The organism is Proteus hauseri ATCC 700826, from assembly GCF_001654965.1.
Lineage (GTDB): Bacteria > Pseudomonadota > Gammaproteobacteria > Enterobacterales > Enterobacteriaceae > Proteus > Proteus hauseri.
Genome location: NZ_LXEV01000034.1, coordinates 148,462 through 165,977, shown reverse-complemented (window position 1 = coordinate 165,977; position 17,516 = coordinate 148,462). Strand labels below are relative to the sequence as shown.

The window sequence follows — 17,516 nt, the reverse complement described above, 5'->3', positions numbered from 1 at the left end:
AGGCGGTCTTGCTCTGCTTTATCTTGCTCTGCTTTGTCTTTCTCCGCTTGTACTTTGTTTAGGCGGTCTTGCTCTGGTGCTTGTTTATTTTTTTGAATTAGCGTACTTAATGTTAATGTTGCCTTACTCTTTTTATATTCATATTCAGTTAGTTTTAGTGTTTTATCTAGTAGTTTTAGTTTGTTACCACCTAGCTTGTTATTAAATTCGTTATCATTTAATAAGTCTTCAGGCTTACTATTATTTAATAGTGTGATTTTTTTTCTATTTCTTCTATTTTTTCTTCTTCTTTATCTTTATAGAGGTTATGTTTATCGCTATATTTATTATATCTTTCAGACTCACTACTAATGGTGCCATCGCCATCATCAATAAGTTTTTCAATTCTCTCTTTTTCTTTTCTCGCTTCTTCTTTTTCTATCTGTAATGTGTTTAATTCAGAGTTTAATTTAGTGTTTAATTTACTTTTTTCTTGTTCTTGATTAAGTATCGCTTGATTAATTTCATCTGTAAGTTTCGTTATTTTTTTGTTTGCTGAATCAGAAAAATTTTTAATTTTAGTTATGTCATTATTGGCCAGAAGTGTATCGTATTTAATATCTATTGCTTTTCTATTTTTATTATTATTTAAATCTTCTTTTGACATTCTATCTATATCCCATGCGACAGTAACCCAGCGATTATTTGGTTTTTTTGATACGCCAAAAATAGTATTGCCATCCTTAGATATAGAGTGTGCTTCTGTTTCGTAATTACTTTCTAATAATGTTAATTCTTTATTGTTAATAAAATATATAAATCCACTTCTAGGATATTCTGATTTAAAATGTTGATTTACTGTTACATGCGTACTGTTTTTGAATTCTGTCCATCCAACAAAGAAATCGCCATTTTCTGAAATATCCATTGCTTCTGAATTATAATAATTATTGCTCTCCATTGGAGGTTTAATATTTGGAATGTGAACTTCTTTTTTTGATGAGTCATAGATAAAAGCTTGGCGGATAAGATAACTATCGGCTTGACCTATAGATTTTACTAATGATTCAGTCCAACCAACAAAAATATCATTTTTAGAAACAGCATTTATTTTTGATGAACCATAACCTGATGTGGTAATGGTGTTAATGCTATCACTTGATTTATCATAGATAAAAGCAAGCTTAACATTGTTACTCTCTTGGTTTTCTCGCTTTAAAGTACCATAAAGATATTTTCCACTATGAGAAACGCTAGTAAGATTTGGTGTTAACGCTATAAATTTACCAAAAAAATTTAAATTACTAAATGCTGTGAATTTATCTTTTTCTATATGATTTTTTAGGGGGGAATTATCAATTTCATTAAGTGGTATCGATTTTTTATTTACAATATCATAAATAAAAAATATTTTTTCATTAATTGGAAGATACCGTTTTTCAGGGTTCATATCTTCAGAATAAAGGCTAAATAATCCATCTTTAGTTGTAAAATAATAATCATCCTCAACAGTATATGAAAATTCGTTGTTAGTAAATAAACTCGTTTCTTTTAAATAAGTATCATAAACAAAAAATAGATCAGCTGTATTTTTATTTTTATTTTTATAAATTATATCTTTATCTCTATCTTTATAATATTGGCCATGAGCTATTAAGTAACGACCATCCTCAGAGAGAGAGAGAAGTGTTATATTATCGAAATCTTTAAGGTCTAGAGTGCTAAATATTCCTCCAGCTCCAGAAAGATAATTAAATTCTATTTTATCTTTATATGATATTATTTTTCTGCTTTGATATTTTGATGTTAATACTTTCGGTAGAAATCTATCATTCATGGTACCATGATGATGTTTATTACTTTCAATTGAAAGATTATATTTACCAGCATCAAAAAAACTGAAATTAATTTCTTTAATTTCAGTATCACTTAATTGGTTTGCATTTTTATTTAATGAATAACAATATGTTGAGCTAAGAATAAGAGGTGTTATTATTAATGTTTTTAATTTCTGTTTTTTTATAGGCATGAGTTATAGTTCCATATTTTATCAGCAGGTTTCTGGAGATTAATTATGGATTATAATTCTGTCAATATAAGTGTTCTTTATTTTAAAAAATAAATAATAATTATTATTATTGTTATTTATTTTGGTGATACTTTAAATTTTTATTATTTTATTTATGTATAAATCTCTGGTGTTTTTATCAATTTAATCCCTTTCAATATTAGTTTTTTTTGTAATAGATAAATATCATCTTTCTTGGCTGAGTGCCATGTGCTGGCAACACCATAGACTCCATGTTGATGAAATGCATTAATTTTAATTAGTATTGATTCACCAAGTGAATTAATAAAACAAGAAAGTTCATCTATATATTCTAAATAATCAGTTTTTCCCGGAATATATAAAATACGTAATTCTGTAAGTAATTTATTATTCGCTAACCATTTTATTGACTCTTTAATTCGTTTATTTCCTCGACCCGTTAAATAACGATGTGAGTCTTCACTCCAACTTTTCAAGTCGATCATCGCCCCATCCATATAAGGTGCTATTTTTTGCCAGCCGTTAATAGAAAGCGTGCCATTGCTATCAATTAAGCAAGTGAGATGCTGAAGATCGGGAGATTGTTTTATTGCTTTAAAATATTCAATAAGAAAGGGAAGTTGCAGTGTTGATTCGCCACCACTTACTGTTACACCATTAATAAATGCAGCGTATTTACGTGTAATAGCGATTAATTCATCAACGGTATAACTTAATGTCATTGGGCTAGATTGGCGGGGGCATTGTTGAATACAAGTATCACATTGTCCACAGCTGTTGCTGTTCCAACTGATAATTCCTTGTTGCAGAGTAAGTGCTTGCTGAGGGCAAGTGGGAATACAGTCGCCACAATTGTCACAGATCCCCATAGTGTAGGGATTGTGACAATTCTTGCAGCGTAGATTACACCCTTGTAAAAAGATGGCTAGGCGATTGCCCGGGCCATCGACACAAGAAAAGGGCAGAATTTTATTTATCGAAACGCATCTGCTGTTCATAACTGATAACTCGTGGTTTACGCTCAGTAATATGGCAGTTCGCGGTGGCTTCATCGCCTAACCAAGTGGTGTTTAAACGAGAGCCTTCTTCTTTGTATTTTTTCAAATCAGATAAGCGCACCATATAACCGGTGACTCGCACTAAATCATTTCCACCCACGTTTGCTGAGAATTCTCTTAAGCCTGAAGCGAAAGCGCCTAAACAGAGTTGCATCAATGCATCTGGGTTTTGTTTAATGGTTTCATCTACCGTTAAAATATCGCTAATACCTGAAGTATAAAACGCATGATGTGGTGCAACAGTCATTAAGTGGGTAACAGGATCTGGCTCTTTACCATAAGGAATACGCGTTGCAGGAGTTGTGTCAATATCCGAACTAATGCCCGATTGCGCATGTAGCATAGCGCGTTGTTGCCAACCATATTTTACCGGTGTATCCGCAACAAATTGCGCTAATTTTTCACTGATAACATAGCTAAGTTGATTGGCTGATTCATTATCGCCATAAGCCGCATTTTTGCCTTCTTTTTCAAGTAATAAAGCAACAGCTTCTGCCATTGCGTAAATACCAAACATCGGGGCAAAGCGATCCGGCGAGATCAAACCCTCTTCCACTAAAAAGCTTTGTTTAAAGAAGTTTGATTTTTCATACAGGAATTCGCAGCGAGCATCGATAATCTCGATTTGTTTTTGCATATAAAACGGCAATATATTTTCAAGAAAATCTTGGCTATTTTGGCTGCGCTTTGCCACTTCTTTTAAGTTAATACGGACTAACGTACTACCGCCACCACTTTGTGGTAATGAGTTATAGCAGCTCACAATACCGTATTCATCTTTCCCAAAGACAGCATCTTGTAATGTGCCATTGGCAATATGGGGCTTGCTACTATGGCAAATATTGGTGATTGCCTGATGTAATAAATCAGATGGCGTTAAATTAGCGTCATAAATAAAAGTGAGGTTAGGAGCCACTTGCTGAAGCTCGACATCTACTTTTAGAATTAATCGCGTAATAATCGAGTCTTCAGGGCCAATATTGGCATGCATAAACGCATCAGGCAGTGTTCTATCAAGATAGCGCCAAAAACGTTTTAATTTAGGATAAAGCTGCTCTTCGGTAAGAGAACCGACATAAGGCAGTAAAATTTTATCAATACGTCCTAAGTAAACGGGCATTGAGGTAACTGATGGAACATGATGATAAAGAATGGTCAGCATATTTAAAGCATCATCAAAATCTTGTGCAGGTTCTAGCTCTAAATAGTGAGAACCTTGTGCTAAAAATTTCGCGTAATCAGGTAATACATAACGAGGTTTATAAGGTGCATGACCTTCATACATATCGCAAATGACCCGTTCATCTAATGCGCTAGCTGCATCTTTAGGAAGTGCAGGATAAGGCAGCATATTTTCAGCTTCTAAAGCGAGAAAATGACGTTTTTGTTCAGGGGAAAGGGTTGGGTTTTCTACGATTTGTTGACAACGTTGGATAACAGATTGTTCAGTCATAACCACCTCGGTACTTAAAGAACGAGAAAAAGATCCAAAACTTATTCTTTTAGGTTAATGAATCGATAAAGGTATTTCTGTGATATTAAACAAATCCCCTTTGAAGATTAAGGGAATAGCACGAAAAGACTCACTTTTCACGCTAATATACGATTAAACGGATTTTAAAAATAAAAAAGAGCTAGCAATAAAACGATTAAATTCAATTGGCTAGCTCTTATAAATTTAAATAGATGCTTTATGTCTTGTTATTTTTCAGACTGTCGATTTTTTCCATATCATCGCTGGTATCTTGCTGAGCATTATTATCTGCGGCTAATTCTTTGTTATCCGTTTCTATATCGATGGGCTTTTTAAATTCAGTACTGTTCTCATCTTTATTTTTTTTTGTATTATTCTCATCTTTTTCCTCTCCATCTTTCTCTTCATCTTCTTCAGGGCGAGAATACAAATTTGCCGTGAGTAAATAAGGCGATTGTTGCCAATGGACGGGCGTGAGTTGCAAAAGATTATGAGATAACAAAAAGCCAATGGCCAATGCGACTAATAACATAACTCGTAATAAGTTAGTGGTGTTATCGACTTGGCTTGATTCGGTCACTAATTGGTGGGTATCTAAAGTGAGTCTTAAAAAGCCTTTAGGTTTATCTTTACCTGGTACAGGTACAACAAGCTGATGATTAAATGAACCACCACTTTTTTGCCCTTCCAATGCGAGTCGCTCTTTAACGGTGACGTTTTCACCGCTATGGGCGATTTGTGTACCGTCTTCTAAATAGAGACTCGCATCAAGCACCCGACTATTGTGAGTCAGATGATTTAAATTAGCCATAATGAGGGGATTTACGTTATCTTTGCTGCTGTCATCCATATAATTGGATAAAGAGAACGCAACTTGTTCTGCCAGCGTTTTAGCAAGCTCTTCAAACTGAGTAATACGGGCATGTTGATTAGCACGACTAAAATAAGACGCGCCTTGCATAAGAAATGCCAATAATGCGATACAAATCAGTATAATCGCCGTTTTTTGTAGTTTGAATTTTAGTTTATCTTTAAGCATGTTCATCCTTTTGCGTAAGCAAGTATATGCATGTTGCCAGATGAGCCAGAGATAGAATAGGCTGAATAACGATTATTTTGTTCCGACAGGGGAAAACAGGAGAATAAGTATGTCAAATAGTCTGACCTATTGCTATTTACCGGATGAGATCCGTAAATGGCCGGGTCTACCGTTATCATTAAGTGGTGAAGAAGTAATGCCACTTGATTATCGTGCTGGCGATAGCGGTTGGTTACTTTATGGGCGTGAACTCGATAAAAAAAGAATAAGTGAGTTCCAACATAAACTGGGGGTCGCTATTGTTGTTGTCTCTTCATGGCGTATTGATGATTATCAAGTTGTTCGAATTGCTGGCAGTTTAACGCGTCGTATTCGCCGTTTATCTGATGAATGTGGTTTAGATGTCGTGCCATTGGGTGAAATTCCGCGTTTGCGTTCACCGGGACTTTTAGTGATGGATATGGACTCAACCGCCATCCAGATTGAGTGCATTGATGAAATTGCGCGCCTTGCAGGGGTTGGCGATAAAGTGGCTAAAATCACTGAACGTGCAATGCAAGGTGAAATGGATTTTAGTGAAAGCTTAAAACTGCGTGTCGCGCAACTTGAAGGGGCAGATGCTGCTATTTTACAAACAGTAATGGAAGATTTGCCACTGATGCCGGGTTTAACCAGCTTAGTTCGTAAGCTCCAAGCAATGGACTGGCATATTGCAATAGCATCAGGCGGTTTTACTTATTTTGCTGATAATTTAAAACAAAAGTTACGTTTAGTGGCCGCGGTTGCCAACCAACTTGAAATTAAAGATGGTAAATTAACGGGCAAAGTAAAAGGCACAATTGTTGATGCCAAATATAAAGCACAAGTGCTTGCGCGATTGGCGAAAGATTTAGATATCCCAATGGAACAAACCATTGCTATTGGCGATGGTGCAAATGATTTAAAAATGATCAGAAAAGCGGGGCTAGGTATTGCTTATCATGCAAAACCAAAAGTGTATGCGCAGGCAAAAGTCGCTATTCGTCATGCCGATTTAATGGGTGTGATGTGTATTTTAAGTGGTGGTTTAAAACACGAAGAGCGCTAAGTTTTTCTGGTATGAGCTGTAATTTAGGATTTGAGTCATAAACGGGAGAGAAGTGTGGCAAAAGCAGCAAAAAGAGCCTTTGTATGTAACGAATGTGGTGCAGATTATCCTCGTTGGCAAGGACAGTGCTCTGCGTGTAATGCGTGGAACACAATAACAGAAATACGACTTGCGGCTGCCCCTTCTTCTCGTAATGAGCGCTTTAGCGGATTTGCGGGTGATGCAAAAGGTGTTAGTCGGGTTCAAAAGCTATCTGAAATTAGTTTAGAAGCGTTACCGCGTTTCTCAACCGGATTTAAAGAGTTTGACCGCGTATTAGGCGGCGGTGTTGTGCCTGGTAGTGCCATCTTAATTGGTGGGAGCCCGGGAGCAGGTAAAAGTACACTGTTGCTACAAACCATGTGCCGCTTAGCAACAGAGATGAAAACGCTTTATGTCACCGGTGAAGAGTCATTACAACAAGTAGCCATGCGAGCACATCGATTGGGATTACCTACAGCCGAATTGAATATGCTGTCAGAAACCAGCATTGAGCAAATTTGTTTAATTGCATCACAAGAACAACCCAAATTAATCGTGATCGACTCCATTCAAGTTATGCATATGGCAGATATTCAATCATCCCCCGGTAGTGTGGCGCAAGTACGAGAAACCGCGGCTTATTTGACTCGCTTTGCTAAGACCAATGACATCGCCATTATTATGGTGGGTCATGTAACAAAAGATGGCACATTAGCGGGGCCAAAGGTGCTAGAACACTGTATTGACTGCTCGGTTATGTTAGATGGTGAAACAGACTCGCGTTTTAGAACGTTACGCAGTCATAAAAACCGTTTTGGTGCGGTCAATGAGCTGGGCGTGTTCGCCATGACAGAACAAGGTTTACGTGAGGTGAGTAATCCATCGGCTATCTTTTTAAGTCGTGGTGATGAAGTGACATCAGGTAGCTCTGTTATGGTTGTATGGGAAGGTACAAGACCTTTGCTGGTGGAAATACAAGCACTTGTCGATCATTCGATGTTATCGAATCCTCGCCGGGTTGCTGTAGGTTTAGAACAAAATAGATTAGCTATATTATTAGCGGTATTACATCGTCATGGTGGATTACAAATGTCTGATCAAGATGTTTTTGTTAACGTAGTTGGCGGTGTAAAAGTCACAGAAACGAGTGCAGATTTAGCCTTGTTATCTTCTTTAGTTTCTAGCTTTCGTAATCGTCCTTTACCACGAGACTTAGTTATTTTTGGTGAGGTTGGATTGGCGGGAGAAATTCGCCCAGTGCCAAGTGGGCAAGAACGTATCGCTGAAGCAGCAAAACATGGTTTTAAACGAGCTATTGTTCCGCAAGCGAATATGCCAAAGAAAAATCCCCCTGATATGAAAGTTTATGGCGTAAAAAAACTATCAGATGCGTTATCAGTACTTGACGATTTAGAAGACAACTAAAGGAACATAGAATGGGATCTTTTGATTATATCAAACAGGCTATTAGAAAAAATGGTTATACCTTACAGCAAGTTGCTGATGAAAGTGATATGACAAAAGGTTATCTTAGCCAACTTATTAATAATAAAATTAAGAGTCCCAGTGCTCAAAAAATGTCTGCATTGCATCAATTTTTAGGCTTAGAGTATCCAATAAAAAAGAAAACTATTGGTGTGATTTTTGGTAAATTTTACCCACTTCATACAGGGCATATTTATCTTATTCAAAGAGCATGTAGCCAAGTTGATGAGCTACACGTTATTTTATGTCACGACGATCCACGTGATAAAGAGCTATTTATTAATAGTGCAATGTCACAGCAGCCTACGGTTAGCGATAGATTACGTTGGTTATTACAAACATTTAAATATCAAAAAAATATTCGTATTCATGAGTTTGATGAACATGGTATTGAGCCGCAGCCAGATGGTTGGGAAGTGTGGAGTGAAGGTATTAAAGCGTTTCTAAATGAAAAACAGATAACGCCAGATTTTGTTTATACCAGCGAGCGTGATGATGCGCATCAATACAATACTTTCTTAGGCATCGAAACGGTACTGATTGACCCAGAACGTTCATTTATGAATATCAGTGGCCGACAAATTCGCCAAGCGCCATTTAAATATTGGGAATATATTCCTACTGAAGTAAAACCTTTCTTTGTGCGTACTGTTGCTATTTTAGGGGGGGAATCGAGTGGAAAATCAACTTTAGTTAATAAGCTCGCTAATATTTTTAATACTACAAGTGCGTGGGAATATGGGCGTGATTATGTTTTTTCCCATTTAGGTGGCGATGAAATGGCATTGCAATATTCCGACTACGATAAAATCGCATTAGGGCAAGCACAATATATTGATTTTGCGGTTAAATATGCCAACAAAGTTGCTTTTATTGATACGGATTTTGTTACGACTCAAGCATTTTGTTTGCGTTATGAAGACAAAGAACACCCCTTTGTTCAAGCACTTATTGATGAATATCGGTTTGATTTAGTCATTTTACTCGAAAATAACACTCCTTGGGTGGCTGATGGGTTGCGTAGCCTGGGGAGTGAGAAAGACCGCCGTCGTTTTCAAACGTTATTAATGGAAATGCTTGATAAAAACAGTATTGAATATATTAAAGTGAACTCGCCTGATTATGACGAACGTTTTCTTAGTTGCGTTGAATTAGTCAGAGAATTATTAATGATGCAATCAAAGCATATTGAATAGATTTATATCCAAATATAACAACGCTATTTAAATGGCGTTGTTATTAATAACGTAAAAATTATGTCCTTTACCATCCTTCCAATTACCACCATCTCAAACGAAGTATGATTAATCTTGCGGGTAGATACTCCATGATTGATTGCTTCTCAAAATTAAATCGCTTATTAAAAGAGAAAAATACATAAAAAAAACTGTAAAAAGAGTTATATACATAATAATGCTATTTTTTTCAATAAGGTGAAAAAGGTTACTGAAAATTAATTTTGGATCTCTATTATAGATGCTAGGTATAGATTGATTTGTGTGTATTTCTTTTGCCATAAGGTGTGAGGATCCACATTTTTATCTTTATGTTTATCTTTATGTTATTAGGTGAAGATGTAGAATATTTTTCGTAAAAAGGACAAGAAAATGGCACAACCTTCCCGTGTTTCGCTGCATATCAAGAAAACTGTAATTTCATTAGCGATAGCTGCTTTGGGTTTTACAGCATCATCAAGTGCATTGGCGTATCAAAAAGTCCACCAGCCAGATAATAGCTATCAACAATATGTTTCTCAGCGTCAAACTGTTGATATCTTAATTCAAGATGCTTTAGAAGCCTTTAAGTCTCCAGCTCGTGTTTCTGATGCTGGATTTACGGGAAAATTGCCGTCCAATATGGAAATTGTGGCGCAAAAACTACAACAGGCTTATAAACTAGAGCCTTATCGCTTAGATTTGTTGTTTAGTGCCGCAAGTGCCTATGTTTATAACAATGATATTGAACGTGCTGTCACTATTTATAAACAGGTTTTAGAAGCCGCACCTGATGATATTGATGCGTTAATCTATGTCACTTCGTGGACGCGTTTTGAAGGTAAAGATAAAGAGAGCGAAGCTTATTTCAATAAACTAAAATCGTTAAATCCAGCAAAAGCCGATGAAATAAAACGTTTTTTCGCTGAAATAGACCGCGTGAGTAAAATGCCATTAAGCGATAAACTCACTCAAGCTGATTTAGCAAAACTTAATAAAACCAAAGGGAATAATGCCATTGTGACATTGGGTTATGCGTTAAATCCAGATGGTACAATGAACAAGATTTTAGTTGAGCGCCTAAATAAAACCTTAGAAGTAGCAAAACAATTACCCGACGCGATGATTGTGGTAACAGGTGGTGTGCCTAAAGCGCATCAAACAGAAGGTAAATTAATGGCAGATTGGCTGGTGAAAAATGGTATTCCAGCAGAGCGTATTTTCCAAGATAACTATGCGCGTACCACCGTTGAAAATGCCTTGTTTAGCCGTTATGCCTTAACTAAGCATCGTATTAAAACCGCAGTCATTATTAGCTCGGGTAGTCATGTGCGTCGCGCTGATGCCATCTTTACATTAGCAAGTTGGCAAAGTGGCCCAAGTGATATCACCTATTTAACGGTTGTCGCACCAGATAAGCCATTAGCAGAATTGCAAAAAATAAGTAAATCAGACTTACAAGGTATTTATCGTGATGGCTTAAAAGCGCTGGGATTATGGAGTTTCCGTAGTTATCCATTAGAAGAGCGTTGATAGAAACGTTTTTAATATTATTTCCAGCAATAAAAACGCCACAATAATATCAAGGAATTGTGGTGTTTTTATTTTTTACTAAGGCGCCAAATTTATACACCAATGAATTTTCATTGAATTGATAACAATTATCATTACTATAATTTCTCACTGAGTAATAACGAGAAAAATAAAGTGAGAATTCCTCTGATGATATGTGCGCTAATGGTTTCTTTTTCTGCTTTATCAGATTGCTTACCTCTAATTGAAGGAAAAATGACAAAAGGGCAATTTGATAATCACCAAACACATTGCTTTACGTTGGATCTAACAAAAGAGCGTTATGTCGATTTAAAGATAGAAGGTATACAACATCTGCGTTTAGTAAAACCAGATGGGACTCATATTCGCAGTCTATTAAAAGAGGTACCTGCTGATGGTCAGCAAAAAGTCCGTTTTTTATCACCGGAAACCGCACAGTATCAATTAATTGCCCAAGGCGAAGCAAGTACATCGTGGCAATTCACTTTTACCACTCAGCCTTATAAGCCGTTAGAGAAAAATGCAAATATTGCAACTATTAGCCCACGTTTGCAGGTGTTAACGCAAGATCTGAATAATAAGACGCTCCAAGCATTTTGGCAGTACATTAGTCAACAAGGTGCACCACTAATAGAACCTTATGATAATGATAAAAAGTTAGTGACCTTTTTATGGCAAGGGGCTAAGTCGAATGTTTATTTATTAGGATCACCAGCGGGTAATCATGATCCACTAACACGTTTAGAAAATAGTGATATTTGGTATCGCAGCTATATCGTACCTAACGATACATTAATGCAATATAAACTGGCGCCAGATGTACCCATTATTGAAGGCTCAACCGCCTTTGAACAACGTCGTGCTATTTTAACCACAGCACAAGCAGATCCTTTAAATCCTCAAGCGTCACCTCAACAATCAGAAGATGTTTATAACCATTTTTCTTTGCTCTCGTTAGATGCACAAAGAGAGTGTCAATTACCAGATATTTTGCAGCGAACCATAAAAGGGAAAACAGAGGTTTTTCGTTTTAACAGCCAAATCTTAAATAACGAGCGTGAAATAGCCCTATATCAACCTGCGCAATTAATGAAAATACCAAGGATGTTGGTGTTGTTTGATGGACAAACTTATCGTCGACAATACGGCATTGATAAATTTTTTGATAAACAGATCGAAGAGGGCAAACTTGCTCCTATGATGATCTTATTTGTTGATAGCATTGATAGTGATCGTCGTAGTGTTGAATTACCGCCTAATCCTGATTTTTATCGCTTTTTAGCCGACGAATTATTTGTTTGGTTGGAAAAAGAGAAAGGCATTCGAGTATCAGGTGAAGAGACGATAGTCTCAGGCTCTAGTTACGGTGGCTTAGCTTCTGCTTGGGTGGCTTTTAATCGGCCTGATCGTTTTGGTAAAGTATTAAGTATGTCTGGATCGTTTTGGTGGTCGCCAGAAAAAGAAGATCCCGAATGGTTGATCCGACAATTTGATCAAGCGGATAAAAAACCGCTTACCTTTTTTTTAGAAGCCGGTTTATTTGAATCTCGTGGCGGTTTAGGCGGCATTTTAAATAATAATCGCCATCTTAAACAAGTATTAGAAAACAAAGGATATTCTGTAAAATCGTTAGAAATGGCAAGTGGTCACGATTATATTTCTTGGTGTGAAACGCTTTATATTGGCGCCAAAGCGTTAACTGAAGGTAAATATTAATCTGGTGTATTAGAAAAATATTAAAAGCTTACTGCTGATAATTGGTCGTAAGCTTTTTATTTGTCATTAACTCGTCATAAAGCTGTCATCAAAATCGCTTTTAGTTTTCATCTCTTTGTCATTTAACTACCGTAAGCTTTTCCTGACTTAAACATTAATTATGTTTTTTACTTTTGAGTGCAAGGAAAAAGCTATGTCTCATCGTTACCAACGTTCTATTTTATCCGTTATTGTAACAACGCTATTGGCTGGTGCGAGTTTCTCTTCTTTTGCAGCTCCCGTTGCTGCGGATGCCATTTTGGCTCAAGATCGCGCAGCAAAAGGTAATATTACTGAATTTGGCGGTGCTCGCCGTATGACTCAGGATCAAACTGAGGCATTAAAAGCCGCGTTACATAATAATCAAGCTAAAAACGTTATCTTATTTATTGGCGATGGCATGGGGGATTCTGAAATCACCGTTGCGCGTAATTACGCCGAAGGTGCGGGTGGTTTCTTTAAAGGCATCGATGCCCTACCAATTACGGGTCAATACACACACTATGCGCTTGATAGAAAAACACAAAAACCTAATTATGTGACGGACTCTGCTGCTTCTGCAACTGCTTGGGCTTCAGGTGTAAAAACTTATAATGGTGCATTAGGGATTGATGTATTCGGTAAAGATCACCAAACCATTTTGGAATTAGCAAAAGCCAATGGAAAGGCAACAGGGAATGTTACAACATCTGAAATTCAAGATGCGACACCCGCGGCACTTTATTCTCACGTTACTGGTCGTAAATGCTATGGCCCAGTTGAAACGTTAGAAAAATGTTCAACGAATGCGCTAGAAAATGGCGGTAGAGGTTCTATCTCTGAACAGCTATTAGTTACTCGTGCCGATATCACATTAGGTGGTGGTGCTAAAAGTTTTGCTCAAACGGCTGTAGCGGGTGATTATAAAGGAAAAACGCTAGAGCAGCAGGCGATAGAACGTGGCTATCAGATTGTAAAAGATGCTAAATCTTTAGATGCGATCACTTTAGCGAATCAAGATAAACCGGTATTAGGCTTATTCCATGACGGAAATATGGCAGTAGCATGGGAAGGCCCTAAAGCAACCTATCACGGTAATCTTAATAATCCACCTTTAGAGTGCAAACCTAACTCTAAACTTGATCCAAATGCACCCACATTGGCGCAAATGACCAAGAAAGCGATAGATGTGCTGAAAACAAATGAAAATGGATTCTTCTTACAAGTTGAAAGCGCCTCTATTGATAAGCAAGATCACAACGCTAACCCTTGTGGCCAAATCGGTGAAACGGTGGCATTGGATGAAGCGGTACAAATCGGTTTAGATTTTGCGAAGAAAAATGGTGATACATTAGTGATTGTTACCGCAGACCATGCTCACTCTAGTCAAATCATTGAAGCCGATGTGAAATCAAGTGGCTTAACACAAGCATTGATCACTAAAGATGGTGCGGTGATGGTAGTGAATTATGGTAACTCAGAGGAAGAGTCACAAGAACATACGGGTGCACAATTACGCGTAGCTGCTTATGGCCCATATGCGGCTAATGTTGTGGGATTAACTGACCAAACTGACTTGTTCTTCACTATGCGTGATGCGATGGGATTGAAATAATATCAATTTTATCTGATAAGTCTGTCTGATGTTGTAGTCGAATTGCCTTACTAAACTTGTTGTATTTTATCGCGACTTAGAGAGATACCCTCTAGTCGCGTTTTTTTATTTTTAAGTCGAAAAAGAATAAAATGATAATAAATCAATAGGTTATTATTATGCTGGTTTTGAGTATTTTCCCTTTTCTGCTATAATCATCGAGACTTACATATTCATTCATACAAAATTCTTAATTTCTCCATTGATTATTGCACTTAATTTGCAATATCTTTTTGCCTAGTAACATCTGTTTTTTGTTGAGGCATTATTCGGCAAAAAATCTTTTCTCAGATAACTTATCTGCTCATGGTCTTTCTCTTTTTTATGAGATTGAAGGAGAACAGAGTCAAATAAACAACGATAAAAAAAGGTTATTTCTCTATGCTGACACTGCTTCATTTACTCTCATCCGTTGCACTTCTTGTTTGGGGTACACACATTGTTCGTACTGGAATTATGCGCGTTTTTGGCTCTGATCTGCGCCGAATTCTTGGTAAAAGTATTAATAAAAAATCCCATGCCTTTCTTGCTGGCGTGGGTGTAACTGCTTTAGTGCAAAGCAGTAATGCGACTGCACTATTAGTTATCTCTTTTGTTACTCAAGGGCTTATCTCAATTACGCCTGCTCTAGTCATTATGCTGGGGGCGGATGTTGGTACTGCTTTAATGGCTCGGGTGCTAACTTTTGATCTCTCTTGGCTATCACCATTGTTAATTCTAATTGGGGTTATCACGTTCCTTAGTCGCAAAAAAGAGCGAGTTGGGCAATTAGGGCGTGTAGGTATTGGCCTTGGTTTGATCATTCTGGCACTGCAACTTATTGTTACCTCAGCTGAACCCATTACTCATGCCAGTGCAATGCAGGCGATTTTTACCTCGTTAAGTGGCGACACGGTATTAGCATTATTAGTTGGCGCATTATTTGCGATGGTAAGTTACTCCAGCCTTGCCGCAGTGTTGTTAACGGCAACATTAAGTGCCACAGGCTTAATGCCTTTATACATCAGCTTATGTATTGTGATTGGTTCCAATATTGGTAGTGGATTATTGGCGTTAATGAGTAGTCGAGGGCAAAGTGTTGTAGCACGCCAAGTTGTATTAGGTAGCCTATTCTTTAAATTAATTGGTGCATTAATTGTTCTTCCTTGGATAACCTATATTGCAACAAAGATCCAGCAATATAGTTTTTCACCCGCAGAAGTTATTATCTATTTCCATGTGATTTATAATTTTGGGCGCTGTTTGCTGATGATCTCTTTTGTGGCACCAATGGCAAAATTATGTCAGCGTTTAATCCCTGAATTGCCTACCACAGAATCTGAAATGGCACCGCGCTATTTAGATCCGTCAGCTATTGATACTCCTTCTTTAGCTATCGCCAATGCGGTAAGAGAATCATTGCGATTAGGGGATGTTGTTGAACAAATGCTGCAACGTTTTCATGCCTTAATGGAAGGGGATCGTCAGCAAAAAAGGGAAATTAGCCAGCTAGAAGAAGAAGTCGAATTACTTCATAGCAGTATTAAATTGTATATGGCGCAAATTCAGCAGCATGATTTAGGGACAGAAGACTCTCGACGTTGGGCTGAAATTATTGATACAGCGATGAATTTACAGCAATCATCAGCTATTATTGCGCGCATGTCAGCTGAAGTGGTGAGTAAAGGTTTAAACCATCACTTGTTTTTATCGGAGGAAGGACGTCGTGAATTACAGACACTCCTTGAGCGTCTGCAAAGTAATCTGAATCTGGCGATGTCGGTTTTTGTTTCCGGCAATATGGAACATGCTCGCAAACTGCGTCGAGCAAAACATCGTTTTCGTTTACTCAACCAACGTTACTCGTTTGCTCATGTTGAACGTCTTCATTTGCATAATATGCAAAGTATTGAAACAAGTTCGCTGCATACCAGTTTGTTGGGGGATATGAAACGGTTGAATTCCTTGTTCTGTGCAGTGGCTTATCACGCATTAGAACGAAGTGAATCATCTTCAGAACAGGTTAATCAATAATAATGAAAAACAATATTCGTCAATTAACACGCAATGAAATTCCTTTAGTGTGGGAAATTGATAGAACCGAGCTTATTGAGCAGCTCTATATCTTAAAAGAGGGACAATTAGTTTTATCAAAACAACGTTTTGATATGAAAGATTGGCCTGAAGGTGAAGCTGAACATTACACGCCAATATTAGTTGAAAGTGTGGATAGAGGTGCACCTTTTTGGGGTATTTTTAGCCAAGATAAATTAATTGCTGCTGCCAGTGTTGATCCGCAATGGCGAGGTCAAAATGCGGTGCTTTTACAGCTCTCGTTTTTACATATTAGCCACCAACAACGAGGGCAAGGCTTAGGTCGGATATTATTTAATTACTGTGTAGAATATGCAAAAGAGAAAGGTGCTGGTGGATTATATATTTCATCAATACCGTCTGAAAATAGCGTCAATTTCTATCAACATTTGGGATGCCGTTTAATTGATGTTCCGGATACTGAATTATATGAAAGAGAGCCAGAAGATATCCATTTAGTTTTTGATTTTATGGATATGGCTAATGCTTAATTGAATTAGCAAATTCTACTATGTTATCAAACGCTTTATCGTATAACGGTAAGGCGTTTTTTATTTTTCACTGTAATAAAAATTGACTTAACCTCTTAAAAACTAAGGATATAGCATTATTTTTTTTCTTGTTATACGTTGATTTAGCAGGAGTGTTATATATAATAATGAAAATCATTATCATTAGTGGTGTGACATTATGGCTAAATCAACGCGCTTACCTCAATCCGTTTCTTGGACTTCACGTATTAGCTTATGGGAAATGTTAGCTGTCTCTTCACTACTAACAGTAATAACTCACTCCATTGCAGGCACAGCGGCATTTACACTAGTTTTAGTTATCTCAATGTTGTTATCAACACTGATGTTATTTCATCAAAAATTACGCATGTGGGTGATCATCCCCGCAGGTGTTGTATTAACCTACAGTTTAATCACGCTTTTAACGTCTTATAATGGATAGTTGTGAGAGATAATAATATCGAAACACTCAAGAAAGGAATAAATTGAGTGGTGCGAAGTGGGGGACTTGAACCCCCACACCCGTAAGAATACTAACACCTGAAGCTAGCGCGTCTACCAAATCCGCCACCCTCGCATCTT

13 protein-coding genes, 1 tRNA gene and 1 pseudogene are annotated in these 17,516 nt (G+C 37.2%); 10 read left to right on the top strand and 5 right to left on the bottom strand.

What is annotated here, in order from left to right; genetic code table 11:
- The coding region (locus tag M997_RS17635; protein WP_211267752.1) for a hypothetical protein at positions 1 to 205 on the top strand (205 nt) is incomplete at its 5' end.
- A 39-nt stretch (positions 206 to 244) separates the two neighbouring features.
- Here the strand turns inward: M997_RS17635 and M997_RS16080 are convergent.
- The 4 genes and pseudogenes from M997_RS16080 to M997_RS16065 form a co-directional block, all read right to left on the bottom strand.
- Complete coding sequence (locus M997_RS16080) at positions 245 to 2,008, bottom strand: hypothetical protein (protein WP_064721125.1); 1,764 nt, start codon at positions 2,006 to 2,008, stop codon at positions 245 to 247.
- 152 nt (positions 2,009 to 2,160) lie between these two features.
- Entirely contained in the window at positions 2,161 to 3,027 is an 867-nt protein-coding gene (locus tag M997_RS16075; protein WP_064721124.1) for a YjjW family glycine radical enzyme activase, read from the bottom strand.
- Complete coding sequence (locus M997_RS16070) at positions 2,999 to 4,540, bottom strand: YjjI family glycine radical enzyme (protein WP_064721123.1); 1,542 nt, start codon at positions 4,538 to 4,540, stop codon at positions 2,999 to 3,001. Before M997_RS16070 ends, M997_RS16075 begins: the two co-directional genes overlap by 29 nt.
- 376 nt (positions 4,541 to 4,916) lie before the next feature.
- Positions 4,917 to 5,600: pseudogene (locus tag M997_RS16065) on the bottom strand (YtjB family periplasmic protein); the annotation flags it as partial.
- Between the two features lie 109 nt (positions 5,601 to 5,709).
- Here M997_RS16065 and serB point away from each other — a divergent pair.
- From serB to M997_RS16020, 9 genes are all read left to right on the top strand, one after another.
- Positions 5,710 to 6,687 carry a phosphoserine phosphatase gene (gene serB / locus M997_RS16060; protein ID WP_064721122.1) on the top strand — a complete coding sequence of 326 codons (978 nt, stop codon included), beginning with the start codon at positions 5,710 to 5,712 and terminating at the stop codon, positions 6,685 to 6,687.
- Between the two features lie 54 nt (positions 6,688 to 6,741).
- Positions 6,742 to 8,133, top strand: coding sequence for a DNA repair protein RadA (radA, locus tag M997_RS16055; protein WP_064721121.1), 1,392 nt, complete (start codon positions 6,742 to 6,744; stop codon positions 8,131 to 8,133).
- 11 nt (positions 8,134 to 8,144) lie between these two features.
- Complete coding sequence (gene nadR / locus M997_RS16050; protein ID WP_064721120.1) at positions 8,145 to 9,389, top strand: multifunctional transcriptional regulator/nicotinamide-nucleotide adenylyltransferase/ribosylnicotinamide kinase NadR; 1,245 nt, start codon at positions 8,145 to 8,147, stop codon at positions 9,387 to 9,389.
- 411 nt (positions 9,390 to 9,800) lie between these two features.
- The gene (locus tag M997_RS16045) at positions 9,801 to 10,940 is read left to right on the top strand and encodes an ElyC/SanA/YdcF family protein (protein WP_082918459.1); all 1,140 of its coding nucleotides are present in this window, start codon (positions 9,801 to 9,803) and stop codon (positions 10,938 to 10,940) included.
- Positions 10,941 to 11,114: 174 nt separating this feature from the next.
- On the top strand, positions 11,115 to 12,677 hold the full coding sequence (locus tag M997_RS16040; protein WP_239994701.1) for an alpha/beta hydrolase-fold protein: 1,563 nt from the start codon (positions 11,115 to 11,117) through the stop codon (positions 12,675 to 12,677).
- 193 nt (positions 12,678 to 12,870) lie between these two features.
- Positions 12,871 to 14,310, top strand: coding sequence for an alkaline phosphatase (gene phoA, locus M997_RS16035; RefSeq protein ID WP_064721118.1), 1,440 nt, complete (start codon positions 12,871 to 12,873; stop codon positions 14,308 to 14,310).
- A 420-nt stretch (positions 14,311 to 14,730) separates the two neighbouring features.
- The gene (locus M997_RS16030; RefSeq protein WP_064721117.1) at positions 14,731 to 16,362 is read left to right on the top strand and encodes a Na/Pi cotransporter family protein; all 1,632 of its coding nucleotides are present in this window, start codon (positions 14,731 to 14,733) and stop codon (positions 16,360 to 16,362) included.
- Between the two features lie 2 nt (positions 16,363 to 16,364).
- The gene (locus M997_RS16025) at positions 16,365 to 16,913 is read left to right on the top strand and encodes a GNAT family N-acetyltransferase (RefSeq protein WP_064721116.1); all 549 of its coding nucleotides are present in this window, start codon (positions 16,365 to 16,367) and stop codon (positions 16,911 to 16,913) included.
- Between the two features lie 199 nt (positions 16,914 to 17,112).
- Entirely contained in the window at positions 17,113 to 17,376 is a 264-nt protein-coding gene (locus M997_RS16020; protein ID WP_064721115.1) for a DUF1435 family protein, read from the top strand.
- Between the two features lie 48 nt (positions 17,377 to 17,424).
- On the opposite strand, the gene M997_RS16015 is transcribed toward M997_RS16020, so the two are convergent.
- Positions 17,425 to 17,511, bottom strand: a tRNA-Leu gene (locus M997_RS16015).
- Positions 17,512 to 17,516 lie beyond the last annotated feature (5 nt).